Below are 18,556 nucleotides of genomic sequence, written 5' to 3'. Positions count from 1 at the left end.
AGGTTAGCCTAACCTCATGCAGAACGAGTTGGCGTCGGCCAACGGGGAGCGCAGCCTGTCCGGCGTCGATCTCCGTCTGGGCTATCACGGTGTGCCGGTGGTGCACGGTGCCGTGCTCGCCCTTCGCGCGGGTGCCGTGACCGCGCTCGTCGGACCCAACGGCAGCGGCAAGTCCACGCTGCTGCGGGCGCTGGCCCGACTGCACCCCATCGAGGCCGGGCTGGTTCACCTCGCCGACGGCGTCGAAGCCGCAAGCCTCCCGTCCCGGGATTTCGCCCGTCGGGTCACCCTGCTCGCCCAGAGCAGGCCGGTGCCCAGCGGGGTCACCGTCCGTGACGTCGTGGGGTACGGCCGCCACCCCTACCGGGGGCGCTGGCGCGCGGAGGACCCGCACGGTCCCGCCGCGATCGCCCGCGCCATGGACGTCACGGGCGTCGCGACGATGGCCGATCGGCCCGTCGACGAACTCTCCGGAGGCGAGTTGCAGCGCGTGTGGCTGGCCACCTGCCTGGCCCAGGACACGCCGGTGCTGCTGCTCGACGAGCCCACCACGTTCCTCGATCTGCGGTACCAGGTGGAGATTCTCGACCTGGTCCGGGACCTCGCGAACGATCACGACGTCGCCGTCGGCGTCGTGCTGCACGACCTCAACCAGGCAGCCGCCGTGGCGGACGAGGTCGTCCTGTTGCACCAGGGCCGGGTCCGCGCCACCGGCACCCCGGCCGCGGTCTTCACCGAGGACGCCCTCACCGAGACCTACGGGATTCGCATCGAGGTGACCACCGATCCGGTAAGCGGACTGGTCACCACCCGCCCGGTCGGGCGGCACCCGATCCGCGCCCTGGTCTGAGCACCACCTCATCCTCAGCACAGAAAGACCGTCATGACCCGTACCCGTTTCACCGCCCTCATCGCCGTCGTGGCCGCGCTGACGCTCGGCGCCTGCGGCACCACCGAGAACGCCGCGGCCCCGGCGACCTCCGCCTCGGCGGCCGGCGGCCCGGTCACCCTCACCGACAGCCGGGGCAAGGAGGTCACCCTCAAGGCCCCGGCGACAAAGGTCGTCGGGCTGGAGTGGGGCGAGGTCGAGATGCTTGTCAGCCTCGGCGTCATGCCCGTCGGCGTCGCCGACCCGAAGGGGTACGGCACCTGGGTCACCGCGGCGAAGCTCGACCCGAGCGTCAAGGACGTCGGCACCCGCGGCGAGCCGAGCGTCGACTCGATCGTCGCCCTCCAACCCGACCTCGTCGTGATGGAGGACGACCGGGGCGCCAACCTGGTCAGTCAGCTCGAGAAGTACGTCCCCGTCGTGGTCGCCAAGGGCAGTGACGCCAGCGACAACCTCGGCCGGATGCGCACGGACCTCACCATGATCGCGAAGGCCGTCGGCAGGACCACCGCGGCGGAGAAGCTGCTCGCCGACTTCGACGCGGCCATCGCCGACGGCCGGAAGAAGATCGCCGACGCGGGAGCCGCCGGCCGGCCGTTCGCCATCGCCGACGGCTGGAAGGAGGGCAGCACCGTCAGCATCCGGATGTTCGGCACTGGCGCGCTCGTCTCCCAGATCGGCATCCAGCTCGGTCTCACCAACGCCTGGACCGGCAAGACCGACGAGGTGTGGGGCCTCGGCCAGACCGACGTCGAGGGCATGACGGTACTCAAGGATCCCCACCTGCGCCTCTTCTACAGCGCCTCCGACGGCGACGACGTGTTCGCCGACGGTCTCGCCGGCAACGCCATCTGGAAGGCACTGCCCTTCGTCCGACAGGGCAACCTGCACAGGATGCCGAACGGCGTCTGGACCTTCGGCGGACCGCTGTCCGGTAAGCAGTACATCGACGAACTCGTCAAGACGTACGCGGTGTGAGCGTGCTGAGCGCACCCCCACGCCCGGAGCCGGCCACCCGGCCGGCTCCGGGCGGACGCCCGGCCGCGCCCCGCGTCGCCGTCGTCTTCGTCGCCGCGACAGTGCTGCTGCTCGTGGTCGGCGCGGTCCACCTCACCCAGGGCACCTCGAACGTCGGCGCCCTGGACCTGCTGCGGCTCGCGACCGGGGCCGACGACGAGGCGGCCCGCGTCCTGATCGCCGCCCGGCTGCCCCGACTGCTCGCGGGGCTGGCCATCGGCGTCGCGCTCGGGTTCGCCGGAGCCGCGTTGCAGTCGATCGCCCGCAATCCCCTCGCCTCGCCCGACACCCTCGCCGTCAACGCGGGCGCCCACCTGGCGATCGTCGCGGTGGCCGCGTTCGGCGTCTCGCTGCCCGCGCTGCCCGCCGGTGGCCTCGCCTTCTGCGGAGGGCTGGCCGCCGCCGGCCTGGTGATGGCGATGTCCTCCGGAGGGCAGGCCGGCACCACCCGGCTCATCCTCGCCGGCTCGGCGACCGCCCTGGCGCTCGGGTCGGTGACCACAGTGCTGCTGCTCCTGTTCGAGCAGGCCACCATCGGCCTGTTCGCCTGGGGCAACGGCTCGCTGGTGCAGAGCGACCTGACCGCGCTCACCCAACTCGCCCCGGTGATCGTCGGCGCCGTCGTCGTGCTGATCCTGCTGGGGCACCGGCTCGACATCCTCGCCCTCGGCGACGACACCGCCACCGTGCTCGGGCTCGACGTGCGCCGTACCCGGCTCACCGTCATGGTGCTGGCCGTACTGCTGTCCGCCGCGGCCGTCACCCTCACCGGCCCGGTCGGCTTCGTCGGCCTGTGCGCCCCGGTGATCGTCCGGCTGCTCGCCCCCGTGGCGCCGGAGGTGCACCGGCACCGCATCCTGCTGCCGTTGTCCGGCATCGCCGGCGTCATCATCGTGCTCGGCTCCGACGTGCTGCTGCGCGCGGTGCTGGGCGGTCAGGCCGGCGTCGACATCCCCACCGGCGTGGTCACCACCCTGTTCGGCGCGGCGATCCTCATCTGGCTGGCCCGCCGGCACCGCGACGCGGGCCCCAGCCGTCGCCCGCCCGGCGGGCACGCGGCCGTCCGCTCCGCCGCGTTCCACCGCGGCGTCGTCGCCGTCACCGCCGTGGTGACCGTCTGCGCCGTGGCGGTCGGCATGCTCGCCGGCGACACCTGGGTGCTGCTCGGCGACGTCGTCAACTGGGTCGACGGCAGCACCGGGCCCGCGTACACCTTCGTGCTCGACCAGCGGTGGCCGCGCGTCGCCGCGGCGGTCCTGGCCGGCGCGGCGCTCGCGGTCGCCGGCACGACCGTGCAGGCGGTCTGCCGCAATCCACTTGCCGAACCCGGCATCCTCGGCATCACCGCCGGCGCCGGGCTGGGGGCCCTCTCCCTGCTGACCTTCGTGCCGCTGGCCGGGGTGTGGGCCGTCTCCGGCGTCGCCGGGCTCGGCGCGATGCTGGCCTTCGCCCTGGTCTACGGCCTGGCCTGGCGCGGCGGGCTGAGTTCCGACCGACTGGTGCTGATCGGCTTCGGCGCCTGGCAGGGCGGGATGGCGGTCATCACGTACCTGGTCGTCGCCTTCGACCCGTGGAACACCGGGAAGGCGTTGACCTGGCTGTCCGGCTCCACCTACGGCCGCACGCCCGCCCAGGTGCTGCCGGTGCTGATCGCCCTGCTGGTGCTCACCCCGGCCGTGGTCGCCGCCCGTCGCGAACTCGACCTGCTGGCGCTTGACGACGACACCCCCCGGGTGCTGGGCGTCCGGCTGGAACGCACCCGACTCGTCGCGCTCGGCGCGGCGGCGCTGCTCACCTCCACAGCGGTCTCGGCCGTCGGGGTCATCGGCTTCGTCGGTCTGGTCGCCCCGCACGCCGCACGGGCGCTCGTCGGCGGGCGGCACTCCCGGGTGCTGCCGGTGGCCGCCCTGCTCGGCGCTGCGCTGGTCAGCATCGCCGACACCCTCGGACGGACGGTCATCGCTCCGGCCCAGATCCCCGCCGGCCTGGTCACCGCCATGATCGGCGCCCCGTACTTCGTCTGGCTGCTGTGGCGCTCCCGCGCCGTGGCGAACAACACCCGGTAGATGCCGGCCCGACCTGGAGAGGCACCATGACCCAGACCCTGCCCATCGCACCGTGGCGCGTGTTCGCCGTCACCGTCCGCGCGGTACGCCGACTCAGCCCGTCCTTCGTCCGGGTGACCTTCACCGGGGCGGACCTCGACCGGTTCGCCGACAACGGTTACGACCAGCGCATCAAGCTGGCGTTGCCGCTGCCCGGCGAGCGTGGGGTGGATCTTCCCCAGGGGGCGGACTGGTACGCGACGTGGCGGGCCCTGCCCGAGCACCGGCGACCCCCGATCCGTACCTACACGGTGCGGGCGGTCCGACCGCACCTGGCGGAGGTCGACGTCGACCTGGTGCTGCACGGTGACGGCGGGCCGGCGACGCGCTGGGCTCGCCGGGTGCGCGCCGGTGACGAGATCGCCCTGGTCGGGCCGGACGCCGGCTACGACGGGGACCACGGCGGGGTCGAGTTCCGGTCGTCGGCCGGGAGCACCCTGCTGTTGGCCGGGGACGAAACAGCCGTGCCGGCGATCGCCAGCATCTGCGAGCGACTCCCCCACGATGCCCGGGGCGTGGTCCTGCTGGAGGTGCCCGACGCCGACGACGTACTGCCGTTGGTGGCGCCCCCTGGCGTCGAGGTGCGCTGGCTGCCCCGGGGCGTCGAGGCCTGCGGCAGTCGGCTGGTGCCCGCCGTCGCCGTGGCGGCGGACGAACTGCTGGTCCCGGGCGCGGCCGGGGCGACCCCGCCGGTCGCGAACGTGGACGTGGACACCGAGATCCTGTGGGAGGTTCCCGAGGAGGTGGCCGCCGCGCCGCTGTACGCGTGGCTGGCCGGGGAGGCCGGCGTGATCCGGAACCTGCGCCGGCACCTGGTGACCGAGCGGGGCCTGGACCGGCGGGCGGTGGCGTTCATGGGGTACTGGCGTCTCGGCCGCGCCGACACCGCCTGAGGCCCGCCGCCGTGGAGGCGTCGCACCTCACTCGTCGCACGCGGGGTGCGGCGCTGACCACGGGGTGCGTACAGTTTCGGGTCGGACTTGGGGCGGGCCGGCTGGATCCGGCACGGGATACGGGACGAGACACAGACGCATGACGGTGGACAACGTTACCGAAAACGGTCAAGACGGCATCGACCGCGACCGGCTGGAGGCCTGCCTCAGCGTCTTCGAGGCGCTGGAGGAACTGCCCTCCGACCACCCGGACGTGGTGCTGGTGCAGCGCGCCACCGCCCGGCTCTACAAGGTGATCAAGCAGCGGCGACGCGAGGAACGGCGGGACGCCATCCTCGCCGCCGACCGCGCGGTGACGGAGGCCACCGCCACCGGCGCCCCGGGCCGGATCGACGACGAGACCCAGGGCATCCCGCTCGCGTCCTCCGCCGCGGGCGAGACGGCGGGCTTCCTGCACAACCCCCGCGGCTGCTACGTGTGCAAGCAGCGCTACCGCGAGGTGGACGCCTTCTACCACCAGCTCTGCCCGTCCTGCGCCGCGCTCAACCGGGAGCGTCGCGACGCCCGTACCGACCTGACCGGGCGGCGCGCGCTGCTCACCGGCGGCCGGGCGAAGATCGGCATGTACATCGCGCTGCGGCTGCTGCGCGACGGCGCGCACACGACGGTGACCACCCGGTTCCCGCACGACGCGGTCCGCCGGTTCGCGGCCATGCCCGACAGCGGGGACTGGCTGCACCGCCTGCGCATCGTCGGCATCGACCTGCGCGACCCCGCCCAGGTGATCGCCCTCGCCGACTCGGTCGCCAGCCAGGGCCCCCTGGACATCCTGATCAACAACGCGGCGCAGACCGTCCGCCGCTCCCCCGGGGCGTACGCGCAGCTCATCGCCGCCGAGGCCGCGGCCCTGCCGGACGGCCCGCTGCCGGAGCTGATCACGTTCGCCAAGCCGGACGGCCAGGGCGGCCCGGTGGGCAGCCTGACCGCCGGGCCGCAGTCGACGGCGCTCACCCCGCACGCGCTGACCGCGCTGGCGCTCACCAGCGGCTCCGCGTCGCCGGAGCGGATCGCCGCGTCCACGGCCATCGACGCCGGGGGCCTCGTGCCCGACCTCGACTCGGTGAACAGCTGGGTCCAGCGGGTGCAGGAGGTGGACCCGGTCGAGCTGCTCGAAGTGCAACTGTGCAACGTCACCGCGCCGTTCGTGCTGGTCAGCCGGCTCCGGCCGGCGATGGCGGCCGCGCCGGCCCGGCGCAAGTACGTGGTGAACGTGTCGGCGATGGAGGGCCAGTTCGGTCGCGGCTACAAGGGGCCGGGGCACCCGCACACCAACATGGCGAAGGCCGCGCTGAACATGCTCACCCGCACCAGCGCACAGGAGATGCTCACCGATGGCATCCTGATGACCAGCGTCGACACCGGCTGGATCACCGACGAACGCCCCCACCCGACGAAGATGCGGCTGGCGGACGAGGGCTTCCACGCCCCGTTGGACCTGGTGGACGGCGCGGCCCGGGTGTACGACCCGATCGTCCGCGGCGAGCTGGGCGAGGACCTGTACGGCTGTTTCCTGAAGGACTACGCGCCCTGCGCCTGGTGATCACCCGGTACGACGAGGAGAAGAAACATGTCAGCGGATCGTGAACCGTGGCCGACGCTCGACGAGCTGCTGCGCGAGGAGGCCGAGCTGGAGCTCGCGGGCCTGTCCGAGATCGACGCGTACGAGCTCGGGCAGCTCGCCGTCGCCGCCGCCCGGGAACGGGGGTTGCCGGTCTCGGTGGGGGTGTGGCGGGCCGGACGTCAGTTGTTCCACTGTGGCCTGCCCGGGTCGACGGCGGACAACGACGGGTGGTTGCGCCGCAAGGGACGGGTGGTGATGCGGTTCGAGCACTCGTCGCTCTACATGGCCCGGTTGTGCCGGGACAAGCAGGTGACGCTCACCGAGAAGTTCGGTCTGCCGGCCTCCCGCTACGCGGCGGCCGGGGGTGCGGTGCCGCTGCGCGTACGCGGCACCGGCGTGGTGGGCTGGGTCGGCGTGTCCGGGCTTCCACAACTGGACGACCACCGGTTCGTCGTCGACATCCTGCGCAAGCTGCCCCGCTAGTCAGCGTGCGCGCTGGTTGACCCGCAGGGCGCGGAGGAGCACGCCGGGCCTGGCCAGCGTGAGTGGGTGTTGCCGCATGGAGACGACCTCGTTGAACCGTCGCGCGATCGCCACGTCGGTGACGGTCGCGGCGATGATCTGCCCGCTGGCCCAGCCGGTGATCCGGTGTCCGCGCGGGTAGGGCCCGTCGACGTGGGGCAGCGCCAGGTCGGCCGAGGTCGACGTCGACCACGCGGCGTCGACCACGATCTTCTGCAACGCGAGGTATTCCCGTGCCGGGGCGGTCAGATCCGGTCCGCCGCGCAGGTACGTCGACAGGCAGGCCGCGTGCAGGGCCGCCGCCGTCATTCCCTGCCCGTACACCGGGTTGAACGACGCGACGGCGTCGCCCACGCTGACCAGCCCGCCCGGGAACCGCCGCAGCGCGTGGAAGTCGCGCCGTCGACTGTCGGCGTGGTGGTAGGTCTGGACGTCGCCGAGCATCTCCTGGTTGGCGACGTCTCCGAACTCGGGGGGAAACTGCTCCCGTAGGCGGCTGACGAAATCCTGCGCCGTGGCGCCGGGACGGTTGTCCCCGTAGCCGGCCATCATGGCCATCCACCGACCGTCCTCGATGGCGAAGAACGCGGCGCCGGCCACGTCGGAGGCCACCTTCGGGGTGTTCAGCGCCAGGGCGACAGTCGAGGCCGCGGCCGTGTCCGGGCGGCGGAACAGGGCTGTCGCGTAGTTCAGGTGCACTGTCATCCGCCGGGTGACCGGCCGATCCCAGCCGGCCTGCTCCAGCCAGGCCGACAGTTTGCTCGACCGTCCCATGGCGTCGACCACGAGGTCACCGCTCTCCACGCCGGGCACCCCTGCGACGTCGCAGCGCACGCCGGTGACCACAGTGCCGTCGAAGACGAGACCCGTGGCACGGGCGGTGACCGTCTTGACGTTTGGCAGTCGCAGCACCTGTTGGCGGATCAGTCCCTCCAGGAGCGGCCGGCTGCCCGCCAGGCTGTCGGCGTCGTCGGGAACGACGACCCGCAGGCGACCGTCGAGGTAGTTGCGCCGGGCCGCGGGCGGCGCCTCGACCGCCCCGCGCGCCAGCGCCTCCTCGCGGAAGCCCGGAAACAGCCGCTCGAACTGCAGGAAGCCGCCGGGCAGCAGCGCGTGAAGCTGCGTTCCCTGGGGTACGCCGGGACGCGCGCCGGTGATCTGCGGGTCGTCGCGGTCGATGATGACGACGCTGTGGGCGTAGTCGGACAGCACGCGAGCGGCCAGCAGGCCGGCGACGCTGCCGCCGACCACGACTGCCGTGCCCAGCACCGGGGACGGCTGCTCGGGGGGCCGCACCGCGTTCAGCTCGGCGAAGATCCGGGCGCGGGAGAGGGACATCGTGCTCTCCAAGGGGTATGGACGGTCGGTCGGAGGGACGCCCGCAGATCGTCGCACAACCGCCCGCGCAGTGACTTTACGTGTCCGTAAGGTGACCATGTGTTGTCCAGTGGGTGGGCGCGGTCGACGCTCGGGCGGATGGGTTGGCGCGCGTCGATGTCAACTGCCACGATTCCCGGCATGCCCGTTGCGCGTCGTACTCTGCTCGGGGCCGGTCTGGCCGCCGCGACCTCCGCCCTCGCCGGCTGCGGTGACGACGGCGCGCCGAAGCCCGGCCTGGGCGACCCCGGCGACGCGGTGACCGCGACCGACGCCGCCGGGAACCGGGTGGGCTTCGGCTCGGCCGGTGACAGCACGGCGGCGTCCGGCTCGCCGGGCGCCACCGCGGCGCCGAGCGGCGATGGCGTGCCGGCCGGTCAGGCGCGCTACGCGCGGGACGTCACGGCACTGCTCCGCAAGCACCTGCCCGCCACCGGGCAGACCTTTGCGCACAAGGGCTTCCCCGGTGCTGTCGCCGTCGTCCTGGTCGACGGCAGGACGACCGTGCACACCGCGGTCGGGGAGGCGCTGCGCTACGGGGCGGGCCCGAAGCTCCTCCCCGCGAGCCAACGCGTCGCGATGCGCCCCGACTCCATCTTCGACCTCGCCTCGGTGACGAAGGTCTACACGGCCATCCTGCTGCTCCAGCAGGTCGACAAGGGCCGCGTCGAGCTGGGCGCCCCGGTCCGCGACTACCTGCCGGCCTTCACCGGAGCCGGCAAGGAGCGCGTCACCGTCGAGATGCTGCTCACCCACACCAGCGGTCTGCCCGTCGGCGCCAAGGTCACCGGCCTCAGCGGCAGTGCGGCCCGCTGGAACGCCGTGCTCAGCACCGGGCTGGTCTCCGGTGCCGTGCCCGGCGACACGTTCCGCTATTCCAGCGTCGGGCTGATGGTCGCCGGCAGGATTGTCGAAGAGGTCACCGGCCAGCGGCTCGACCAGGCGCTCACGAGCAACCTCACGGGCTCACTGGGCCTGCGCGACACCGGCTTCAACCCCAACACCTGGTTGTCGGGCGCCGCGAAGGCCAGCCGGCTCGTCGCCACCGACGCCCGGTCGTCCCGGGGCCTGCTGCGTGGCACCGTCCACGACGACGTCGCCAACCACCTCGGCGGCATCGCCGGCCACGCCGGCATCTTCGCGACCGCCACCGACCTCGCGGCCATCGGTCAGCTACTCCTGAACGGGGGCACCCACCAGGGGCGGCGAATCCTCGCCGCGGCGACCGTGCGCCGGATGCTCACCAACCACAACGCCGGGAAACCCGCAGTCGACCCGGAGCGACCCAACCGGACGGCCGCCCACGGTCTCGGAGTCGTCCTCGACCAGAGCTGGTTCATGGGCCGGCTCGCGTCGGCCCGGACCTTCGGCCACACCGGTTTCGCCGGCCCTTCACTCCTGGTCGACCCCAACCGCAAACTCGTCCTCGCCCTGCTCACCAACCGCGCGCACCCCAACTGGAGCTGGGCGAATCCCGATCCGGTCCGGGCCGCGGTCGGCGACCTGCTCGCGCGAGGGGTCGCCTGACGACGGGCGGAAGGTGTGGACCGCCGCACCCCACCCTGACACGATACTTGCGCTAGTAGTGCAAATACTTCGTCTCGCACGGTGGAGGATCGATGCACACGTCTCGCCGGAGATTGCTCTCCACGCTGGCCGGGGTCACGCTCGCCGCCAGCCTGTCCGTCGCCCCCGTTGCGCGTGCCGCCGAGGCCGGGGCCCCGCCGGCGTACCGTCCGGTGGTCTTCGTGCACGGCAGCGCGGGATCGGCCGCGCAGTTCCAGTCCCAGGCCAAACGTCTCGCCAGCAACGGCTACCCGATCGACATCATCGAGGCCCACGAGTACGACTCACCGAACATCGCCACGATCCTGCCCCAGGTGTACGCGGGGCTCGACGCACGGATCTCCCGCCTGCTGGCGGCGACCGGCGCGGACCGGGTCGACCTGCTCGCGCACTCCCTGGGCACCTTCGTCATGCAGGGCTATCTCAACAGCTCACCGGCGCGCGCGGCCCGGGTGGCGCACTACGTCAACCTGGACGGTCGCACCGCGACGACCCCGCCGGGCGGGGTGCCCACCCTCGCGATCTGGGGTGAGGGCGACCCGGCCCGCGCCATCGTCGGCGCGACGAACGTGCACCTCCCCGACCAGTCGCACACCCAGACCGTGTCGTCGCCGGAGTCGTTCGACGAGATCTTCCGCTTCCTGCGGGGTCGCGCGCCGCACACGGCGCGGATCGTGCCCCAGCTCTTCGGCACCGCCCGGGTGTCCGGCCGGGCGGTGCTCTTCCCGAGCAACGTGGGCGTCACCGACGCGACCCTTGAGGTCTATCCGGTCGATCCGTTGACCGGCGGTCGGCTGTCGCAGCGGCCCGCGCATCGGGTGCCGCTGAGCGGCGACGGCTCGTTCGGCCCCTTCCCGGTCCTTGCCACGGCCCGCTACGAGTTCGCGATCGTGCGCGCGGGCGCGGCGACGCACCACTTCTACTTCCAGCCGTTCCGCCGCTCGGACTCGTTCCTCCGCCTGACCACAAGCGTGCCGGGCGAGGGTCTCAGCGGGCTCGTCGACACCAGCGACCGGCACACGGCGCTGACGATCCAGCGCCAGAAGGAGTGGTGGGGCGACCAGGGCGACGCCGGCGACCATCTCTGGATCAACGGCAGGGATGTCCTGAACGCGGCGAACACGCCACGCGTCAAGAGGACGATTGCCATCTTCGCCTTCGACGACGACAGCGACGGCGTGACCGACCTGACCGCTCCGTTGCCGGAGTTCTTCAGCCAGACCTTCATCACCGGCGTGGACCTGTTCATCCCGGCCGCCCCGGCGCACCTCGGCCTCGTCGGGATCGCCGTGGGTCAGCGCGGCGGCGGGTACGAGGTGGTGAACGTGCCCAACTGGAGGTCGAGCGCGCACCGGGTGACGGTCAACGTCGACGACTTCTGAACCGCCCGCGCGGACGCCCGGCCGCCTCAGCTCGCGACGGTGGCCGGGACCCGCTCGCGCGTGCGCCGGCCGACGGCGAAGCTGACCAGCCCCAGGGCCAACCCGAGGACCGCGAGGACCGCGCCCACCCGCGCGGGTGCGAGGTAACCGAGCCCGGCGGCGATGGCGACGCTGCCCAGGGCGGCGCCCAGGCTGTTCGCGATGTTCATGGCCGACTGGTTGACCGCCGCACCCATCAACTGCGCTCCCGGGGCGACGGTGATCAGACGCGCCTGTAGGACCGGGCCGAGGTAGAGGCTTGTCGCACCGACCAGGAACGCGCCCACGAACAGGCCGACCCGGCTCGACGCGACGAGGCTGAACGCGGCGATGCTCACGATCATCGCGACGAAACCGATGACCATGCTCCGTTGCAGGTCGCGGTCCGCGAACCAGCCACCCAGGGCATTGCCGACGGTCATGCCGAGGCCCACCGCGACCAACGCCCACGGCACCGTCGCGGCGGAGAGCCCGGCGACGTCCGTGGTGACAGGTGCGATGTAGCTGTCCACCGCGAAGAACCCGGCGAACCCGACCGCGCCCGTCGCGGCGACAAGCCAGACCTGCGAGGTTCGCAGCGACCGCAACTCGGCAGCCGGCGACCCGTCGACCGCCGCGGCGACCTCCGGGACGACCGCCAGCACCGCCAGCAGGGTGAGCACGAAGACACCGGCGATGACCAGGTACGCGACGCGCCAACTGGCCGCCTGCCCGAGCCGCGTGATGAGGGGTACGCCTACCACGTTGCTCACGGTCAGGCCGCTGAGCACTGTGGCGAAGCCCCGGGCCTCGTTACCGGGGCCCATCAGCGACGCCGCGAGCAGGCCGGCCGCGCCGAAGTACGCGCCGTGCGGGAGGGCCGCCGCGAACCGCGCCACCAGCACCAGGTCGAAGGTGGGGGCGAGCGCGGAGCCGACAGTGCCGACGGCGAAGAGGACGAGCAGCCCGAGCACGAGCCGCTTGCGGGGCAGGCGCGCGCTCAGCGCGGCGATCAGGGGCGCGCCCACGACCACGCCGAGCGCGTACGCCGTGATCATCCAACCCGCTCGGGCGACCGCTGCGGACGACGAGTGGGCGTACTCCTGGGAGAGCAGGTTGCGCGCGATGTCGGGCAGCAGGCCCATCGCCACGAACTCGGTCAGGCCGATCGCGACGCCACCCAGTGCCAGGGCGGCCAGCGCCGCCACTTGTCGACCTCTGCTCATTCCGATCACCGAGAAAATTTAGCAACAGCGTTGCGTAATAGGGTGGCGGGATGACTCGCATCACTGCGGACGTCAGGTTCCTGCGCGGCTACAACCAGGCGCTGGTCATGGCCGTGGGGCGTACCGCTCGACGGTTCGAGCGGTCGACAGTGGTCCAGGCCACCGGCCTGACCCCACAGGCGGTTTCCAAGGTCATCGCCCGCCTCAGCGCCGACGGCCTGATCCGTTCCACAGGTGTCCGCCGGCCGGGCGTCGGCAAGCCGGCTGTCGTCTACGAACTCGTCCCCGACAGCCGGTACGCGATCGGCGCCCACGTCGCCCGCCGCACGCTGCGGCTGGTCCTGGTCGACCTCGCCGGCACCGTGCGCCACTCGGCGGTCAGCCCGCTACCCGGCGACTTCACCCCGCGGCAACTCCTCGATGCCCTGCGCCTGGGCATCGACACGATGACCGGCAGCACCGACGTCCGGGGCCGACTCACCGGCGTGGGCATCGGCATGATCGGCCCACTGGACCACGCCCACGGCCTGGTCCGCGGCGCCCACGGCCTGCGGCACTGGCACGACGTACCGCTGCGCGAGATCGCCGAGAAACACCTGGGGCTGCCCGTCCACCTCGACAAGGACGTCACCGCGGGCATCACGGCCGAAGCGTGGCGACACGGCGCGACGTTCGGCGACGCGGCGCTCATCATGATCGAGTCCGGAATCGGCGGGGGCCTCTGGCTGGGCGGCACGGCCCACCGAGGCGCGCACACGAACGCCGGAGAGTTCGGCCACACGGTCGTCGACCTGGACGGCCCCCGCTGCGTCTGCGGCCGGCACGGATGCCTGGAGATCGTGCACCGCCACGCCACCGAGGCCGGCGACCTGCCACGTGCCGCCCGCGTCGTGGCGGTGGGCGTCGTCAACCTGCTCCAGACCCTCGACCTCGCCCACGTGGTGCTGGCGGGCGCGGATCTCCTGCGGCACCCGGAGACCTATCTCGCGGCCGTCACCGAGGCCGTCCAGGCGGACGCGCGACGCGCGGACTGGCTCCGTACCCGGGTGACCCTGTCCAGCCTCGGCGCGGACGCCATCGCCGCGGGCGCCGCCATGCAGGTCCTCGACCAGCACTACGGCATCCCCGAGCTTGCCCCGACCTGAGCGTTCGACGGCGCGCCCCAGGATCCTCTGCCAGTTGCGGAACAGGAAGCGGTGCGTGTCGCAGGCTGCCTAACCCTCGTCGGCCGCAAGCACCAACAGGAGCGGGATTATTCAAGCGACAGGTCGCCGGCATAAGCCGAGATCGACGTCACGGCCGCCGCGTCCGCCTGCGCCTGGATACGAGCCGATCCCCATAGGACTTCCAACATCAGCGAATCATCCCGGGAGGCCAACTCCATGCTTGCCCAACCGCGGTGGTTCCAGCCCCTCAGGGAGAGGTCCTTGACGCCGATCATCGTCAGGCCGATCTGCACCACGTTGAAGCCCTGATCACGCCATTTCGTCGGCGCACTCGTAGGGAACTCCGGCAGATCGAATCTCAGGACCGCCGACGGACCGTCCCGCTGGAGCACAACCTCGTGCAACAGGATCTTCTCCAGCGAAGGCGGATTATTCGCTCCGTAGATGGAGCGGACGCCGCGCGGGTCTTCGACTAGATCCAACCAAGTGGGCACTGGCGCTACCTCACAAAAGGATAGTGGTCCGTGGTTCCTGGGACGTTGTACGAGGCGCCGGTTCCGGGTCGTGGATCTGGCCGGGGAAGCCCTACGGACAGTCGACGTCAGTGGCCCTGAGTTGGGTCGGGATTCCTCAGACGCTCGTCGCTGTTGCCCGGCGACCGGTTCGTGGATCGAACGGCCGGCACCGACGCCGGCCGCCGGGGCGCCATGGTTCAGAGCGGCTACGGTCAACACCCACCCACTCCGCCTACCGGCCGGGTCATCGGGATGAACTGACCAGACCTCTCAGGCGCTGCAACGTCGCCTCCAGGTCTTCGGCCACAGGCTCATTGACGGCAAGTTCGTTGCCGGGATCCTCAAGGAAGGCCGATATCCCGGCCAGCAAGGCAGCGAGGACATCCGACAGCGGAGCGCTACCTATGAATGCGTTTCCGGCCGTCACGGTCAGCACATCATTCTTTCGCTGGAAATTCAACGAGAATGATGAGTCGGGGCCTACGAACAAAAAGCGCGAGGCATTCCCCTCGGCCACCTTCGACAGACCATCCACCAGATGAACGATGCCCAGGTAGATCATCATTGACCTACTCGGCCGATGCCCGGCCGACGAGACGTCCGCCGAATCCAAGACCAGTCGCAGATCACCCAGGTCAAACGACGAGGCGGCTGCTCCATCTTGGTGCCTTGAGAACTCGAAGCGCACGCTACACTCCCTGTCGAACCGGAAAGATGGTGATCACGCGATTTGCATCGTCGGAATCAACAATTACCCTAACCCAGTCCCGAACGCCGTTTATCTTCATCTTTTTCTCGAAGGTCTGCAGCCGGCGAGCCGGATCGGAGATTCTCGTCCCCCGCTGGACAATCGTCTCGGCTGCAGCCGTAAGCTGATCACGCGTGGTCCCACTGGCAAACAAGTCCCCCGGCCCATTCGGATGATTGCCGGAGACATGCCTAGCATCCACATGAATCCATCCCTCCTTGAGATTTCCGTCTTCCATTCGTGGAGTCGAACGGTGCGGAACCCGGCAGGGGGTGAGACCGAATGGATCAATTCGATAGGTGGGATTGTCGACGTAGGAATGTGAGTCGGGCCCTGCTTCGAGGCCCAGTGGATCGGCGGAGGAATACCGGGCCGTATCTGGATCGTAGTAGCGGTGGTAGTTGTAAGAGGAGCCGGTTTCAGGATCGTGGATCTGGCCAGCAAAACGCAATGGGCAGTCCGCGCCGGTGGCGCTGGTGTGGATCGGGATGCCCCAGATGGTGGTCCGCTGCCGCCAGACGACGTCGCCAGTTGGGGTGACCAGTTCGGTGGGGGTGCCGACCAGGTCGGTCACGATCGCGTAGAAGCGGCGGTCGATCTCATCCTGATCGGCCGGGCCGTCGGTCTGGCTTATCGGCGTGAACGTGCCGGGGGCGTACTCCCAGGTGCTGGTCTTGTCGCCGTCATCGCCGCGGTGGGTCTGTTCGATCAGGTGTGGGCCGTCCCAGGCGAAGTCGACCTGTTCGACCACGGCGCCGTCGGCGTCGAGTCGTTGCTTGGCGACCCGGCGGCCGAGCGCGTCGTACCGGTAGCGCCAGCGGATGCCGTCCGGCGTGGTCACGCCGGTCAGCCGGTCCTCACTGTCCCAGGTGTAGCGCCAGGTCGACGGCTTGGTCGATCGCTCCTTGCGCTGCCGCAGAGTCACCCGGCCAGCGGCGTCGTGCTCGTACCGCACGTTCCCGGCCCGCCGGATCAGCGTGCCGGTGTACTCCCGCTCACCCCGAGCCGCGCCGTCGTCATCCGCACCGGGCCAGGCGGCACTGGCCACGTTGCCGGAATCGTCGTACGCGTATCGCTCGGTCCAGTCGCCGGCCTGAACCACGGTGATCCGGCCGGCCCGGTCCAACTCCAGCCGACGCTCGCCGGTGACCTGGTCGGCGATGTCGGTCAGGTAACCGTCGGCGCGGTACCGGTAGGCCCGGTGGGCGACCAGGTCCGGCACGGCGGCTGGTGCAGTAGGACTGGCGGTGACGATCTGGGAGAGCAGCCGGTGGTTGGCGTCCCAACTCTGGGTCAGAGCAAGGTTGCCGACCGCCCGCCGGGTTTCCCGGCCGGCCGCGTCGTGGGTGAAGCTGACCGTCGCGCCACCGGTGTGTAGCGCCACCGGCCGGTGGCCGGCGTCATACTCCCAGGCACTCTCCACCCCCGAGGGAGTACGCCGGCGCGTCCGTCGACCGAGCGCGTCGTAGGACGAGGAGACCACCTGACCGTCCCGAATCTCGGCCCACACCCGACCCAACGGATCCCGCTCGAACCGAAGATCGACCTCAGGGGAGCTGGCCTGCAGCAACCGGCCGACCGAGTCGTACCTGAAGGTGGTACTTCCGTCGGCGGTGCGCTTCTCCACGACGTTGCCCAGCAGGTCACGGACCAACTCGATGGTCTGCCCGGCCCCATTGGTCCGGGCCACGACCTGACCGGCAGCGTCGTGCGTATAGGTCTGCGTCCGACCGTTGAAATCCGTTTCGGCGACCAGCCGCCCACCCGGGTCGTAGTCGTAGCGCCAGACGAGTCCCTGCGGGTTGGTGACCGAGGTAAGGCGCAGTTCGGTGTCGTAAGTGAACACCAGCCGGGTGCCGGCCGGCGCGGTGCGCACCACCGGCAGGTCAAAGTGCCCGATATCGAACTTGGTCGTCGCCCCGGTCTGGTCGGTATGAGTGATTAGGTTTCCTTCCGGATCGTAGGTCCATTCCTCACTCACCCCGTCCGGGCTACGCCGCCACGCCAGCCGCCCTTCCAGGGTCCAGCCAAGACGAGTGGTGCCACCGAGCGGATCGGTCACCTCGGAAACACGTCCCGCTGAGTCCCGCCGGTAGCTCGTCACCGCTCCGGTGGGTTCGGTGACCTGGCTGATCAACCCGGCCGGGTCGGTGGTCACCAGCAGGGTGTTGCCGAGCGCGTCGATCACCTCGCTGAGGTGACCGTTGTCGTCGTACCGGTAGTGGGTGGCCGCGCCGATCGGGTCGGTGACCATGGTCAGGTTGCCGCGCTCGTCGTACTCACGCCGCCAGACCGCACCATCGACATCGGTGACCACGACCGGCTGACCCAGGTCGTTGTACGCGGCCGTCGCCCGGCTGCCGTCCGGGCGGTTGACCTCGACCAGGTTGCCGTCGTCATCGTAGGACCAACGAGTCGTCCGCCCGAGAGCATCGGCCTCGGACAGCTTCCGATCAAACCCGTCCCATGTGAAAGTCTTGACGTTACCCAGCGCATCAGTGGTCCGCTCGGTCTGGCCGCGTTCGGTCAACTCGTAGGCGGTGGCGTGACCGAGAGAGTCGGTCACGGTGGTCACCCGGTCGGCCGGGTTGTAGTGCAGCCGTGCGGACAGGTATCCGCCCGAGCCGGTAGCAGCCACGCAGCGCCCCTGCTCGTCATAGGTGTAGCGGTACTCCTGCTCGTTACGGTCCTGCCAGCGGACCAACCGCCCGTCGTCGTCGTAGGCGAACCGCAGCGGCAGCCCTGATCCGTTGATCACCTCGGCGAGGTGACCACCCTCGTCGTAGCCGAACCGGACCAGGGTCCGGGCGTCACCGGAGGATTCCGCGTCGAGCAGGCTCAGCGCCGCCACCTGCCCGTGCAGGGTGTCGACCGCGATCCGGTACCCGCCACTGTGCCGGATCTCGGTGACCGCGCCGTCGCGCCAGTCCACGTCGATCCGATGACCGTTGCGGTCAGCGACGGCAACCAGGGGCAACACCCGAACGGGATCGCCTTCGCCCTCCGGCCCAGGTTGGTCCGACACCGCCTGGAAGCCCTGCACCGCCTGTAAGCCCGGCACGGCCTGGAAATGCAGGGCGCGACCGGTCTCCGGCTGGTCGACCCGGTAACCGTCAGCGGTCGGGGACAGCGGCCAGCGCGGCCCGGTCTCCGGCAGGGTCGGCGCCTCGCCACTCGCGGGCGTCGGATAGGTGAGGACCATCCCGTCCTCGGCGACGAAGCAGATGCCGTGGTCGTCGACCTCGACCCGCTGATCAAGACTCGATGCCCAGGACGGCCCGAACCACCGACCGACCCGATACGACGACAGGTGACTACGGCTCAGGACCAGCGGGAGCAGGCCGGGCAGCTCGGCGTCGGTCTGGGTGAGCACCACCTCGCCGCTGGCCACGTCGATCGGGTCGCCCGCGCACTTGCGCAACCCCAGCGGAATGCTGGGGCGGGGCATGCTCGGAAGCGCCGAACGCGCCTTGGTCAGACCCCGGCCGAGCGCCGGCAACCCCCTCTTGGC

14 protein-coding genes are annotated in these 18,556 nt (G+C 70.9%); 9 read left to right on the top strand and 5 right to left on the bottom strand.

Annotated elements, in window-relative coordinates; translation table 11 throughout:
- Positions 1-16 precede the first annotated feature (16 nt).
- The 6 genes from AB0F61_RS30195 to AB0F61_RS30170 all read left to right on the top strand — a co-directional run bounded on the left by AB0F61_RS30195 (position 17) and on the right by AB0F61_RS30170 (position 7,008).
- Positions 17-850, top strand: a complete 834-nt coding sequence (locus tag AB0F61_RS30195) for an ABC transporter ATP-binding protein (RefSeq protein WP_357816613.1) — start codon at positions 17-19, stop codon at positions 848-850.
- Between the two features lie 33 nt (positions 851-883).
- Positions 884-1,867, top strand: a complete 984-nt coding sequence (locus AB0F61_RS30190; protein ID WP_357816611.1) for an iron-siderophore ABC transporter substrate-binding protein — start codon at positions 884-886, stop codon at positions 1,865-1,867.
- 2 nt (positions 1,868-1,869) lie between these two features.
- Complete coding sequence (locus AB0F61_RS30185) at positions 1,870-3,972, top strand: iron ABC transporter permease (RefSeq protein WP_357816608.1); 2,103 nt, start codon at positions 1,870-1,872, stop codon at positions 3,970-3,972.
- 26 nt (positions 3,973-3,998) lie between these two features.
- Positions 3,999-4,904: a siderophore-interacting protein gene (locus tag AB0F61_RS30180; RefSeq protein ID WP_357816606.1), complete on the top strand. Its 906-nt coding sequence runs from the start codon at positions 3,999-4,001 to the stop codon at positions 4,902-4,904.
- Positions 4,905-5,043: 139 nt separating this feature from the next.
- Entirely contained in the window at positions 5,044-6,504 is a 1,461-nt protein-coding gene (locus tag AB0F61_RS30175; protein ID WP_357816604.1) for an SDR family NAD(P)-dependent oxidoreductase, read from the top strand.
- A gap of 27 nt (positions 6,505-6,531) precedes the next feature.
- Positions 6,532-7,008 (top strand): heme-degrading domain-containing protein, encoded by a 477-nt coding sequence (locus tag AB0F61_RS30170; protein ID WP_357816601.1) that lies wholly within the window; start codon positions 6,532-6,534, stop codon positions 7,006-7,008.
- Here the strand turns inward: AB0F61_RS30170 and AB0F61_RS30165 are convergent, their stop codons facing one another.
- Positions 7,009-8,385 carry an FAD-dependent oxidoreductase gene (locus AB0F61_RS30165; protein WP_357816599.1) on the bottom strand — a complete coding sequence of 459 codons (1,377 nt, stop codon included), beginning with the start codon at positions 8,383-8,385 and terminating at the stop codon, positions 7,009-7,011. It abuts the gene before it with no gap.
- 180 nt (positions 8,386-8,565) lie between these two features.
- Here AB0F61_RS30165 and AB0F61_RS30160 point away from each other — a divergent pair, with 180 nt between their 5' ends.
- Positions 8,566-9,951, top strand: a complete 1,386-nt coding sequence (locus tag AB0F61_RS30160; RefSeq protein ID WP_357816596.1) for a serine hydrolase domain-containing protein — start codon at positions 8,566-8,568, stop codon at positions 9,949-9,951.
- A gap of 92 nt (positions 9,952-10,043) precedes the next feature.
- Positions 10,044-11,372, top strand: a complete 1,329-nt coding sequence (locus AB0F61_RS30155) for an alpha/beta hydrolase (RefSeq protein WP_357816593.1) — start codon at positions 10,044-10,046, stop codon at positions 11,370-11,372.
- 26 nt (positions 11,373-11,398) lie between these two features.
- On the opposite strand, the gene AB0F61_RS30150 is transcribed toward AB0F61_RS30155, so the two are convergent.
- On the bottom strand, positions 11,399-12,616 hold the full coding sequence (locus AB0F61_RS30150) for an MFS transporter (protein WP_357816590.1): 1,218 nt from the start codon (positions 12,614-12,616) through the stop codon (positions 11,399-11,401).
- A 50-nt stretch (positions 12,617-12,666) separates the two neighbouring features.
- On the opposite strand from AB0F61_RS30150, the gene AB0F61_RS30145 reads away from it, so the two are divergent.
- Positions 12,667-13,761 carry an ROK family protein gene (locus AB0F61_RS30145; protein ID WP_357816587.1) on the top strand — a complete coding sequence of 365 codons (1,095 nt, stop codon included), beginning with the start codon at positions 12,667-12,669 and terminating at the stop codon, positions 13,759-13,761.
- 107 nt (positions 13,762-13,868) lie between these two features.
- On the opposite strand, the gene AB0F61_RS30140 is transcribed toward AB0F61_RS30145, so the two are convergent.
- From AB0F61_RS30140 to AB0F61_RS30130, 3 genes are all read right to left on the bottom strand, one after another.
- On the bottom strand, positions 13,869-14,276 hold the full coding sequence (locus AB0F61_RS30140) for an Imm50 family immunity protein (protein ID WP_357816585.1): 408 nt from the start codon (positions 14,274-14,276) through the stop codon (positions 13,869-13,871).
- A 265-nt stretch (positions 14,277-14,541) separates the two neighbouring features.
- The gene (locus AB0F61_RS30135; RefSeq protein WP_357816582.1) at positions 14,542-14,985 is read right to left on the bottom strand and encodes a hypothetical protein; all 444 of its coding nucleotides are present in this window, start codon (positions 14,983-14,985) and stop codon (positions 14,542-14,544) included.
- A 1-nt stretch (position 14,986) separates the two neighbouring features.
- On the bottom strand, positions 14,987-18,556 hold a 3,570-nt coding region (locus AB0F61_RS30130; RefSeq protein WP_357816579.1), incomplete at its 5' end, for a DUF6531 domain-containing protein.

Origin of the sequence: Micromonospora sp. NPDC023888, from assembly GCF_040639415.1 — a bacterium.
Lineage (GTDB): Bacteria > Actinomycetota > Actinomycetes > Mycobacteriales > Micromonosporaceae > Micromonospora.
This window is presented reverse-complemented; position numbering and strand designations above follow the sequence as displayed.

Bases quoted from the DNA above. Each gene is read 5' to 3' on its own strand.
- AB0F61_RS30190 (WP_357816611.1), top strand. From the start codon at position 884: ATGACCCGTACCCGTTTCACCGCCCTCATCGCCGTCGTGGCCGCGCTG.
- AB0F61_RS30155 (WP_357816593.1), top strand. From the start codon at position 10,044: ATGCACACGTCTCGCCGGAGATTGCTCTCCACGCTGGCCGGGGTCACG.
- AB0F61_RS30165 (WP_357816599.1), bottom strand. From the start codon at position 8,385: ATGTCCCTCTCCCGCGCCCGGATCTTCGCCGAGCTGAACGCGGTGCGG.
- AB0F61_RS30195 (WP_357816613.1), top strand. From the start codon at position 17: ATGCAGAACGAGTTGGCGTCGGCCAACGGGGAGCGCAGCCTGTCCGGC.
- AB0F61_RS30180 (WP_357816606.1), top strand. From the start codon at position 3,999: ATGACCCAGACCCTGCCCATCGCACCGTGGCGCGTGTTCGCCGTCACC.
- AB0F61_RS30150 (WP_357816590.1), bottom strand. From the start codon at position 12,616: ATGAGCAGAGGTCGACAAGTGGCGGCGCTGGCCGCCCTGGCACTGGGT.
- AB0F61_RS30160 (WP_357816596.1), top strand. From the start codon at position 8,566: ATGCCCGTTGCGCGTCGTACTCTGCTCGGGGCCGGTCTGGCCGCCGCG.
- AB0F61_RS30145 (WP_357816587.1), top strand. From the start codon at position 12,667: ATGACTCGCATCACTGCGGACGTCAGGTTCCTGCGCGGCTACAACCAG.
- AB0F61_RS30175 (WP_357816604.1), top strand. From the start codon at position 5,044: ATGACGGTGGACAACGTTACCGAAAACGGTCAAGACGGCATCGACCGC.
- AB0F61_RS30170 (WP_357816601.1), top strand. From the start codon at position 6,532: ATGTCAGCGGATCGTGAACCGTGGCCGACGCTCGACGAGCTGCTGCGC.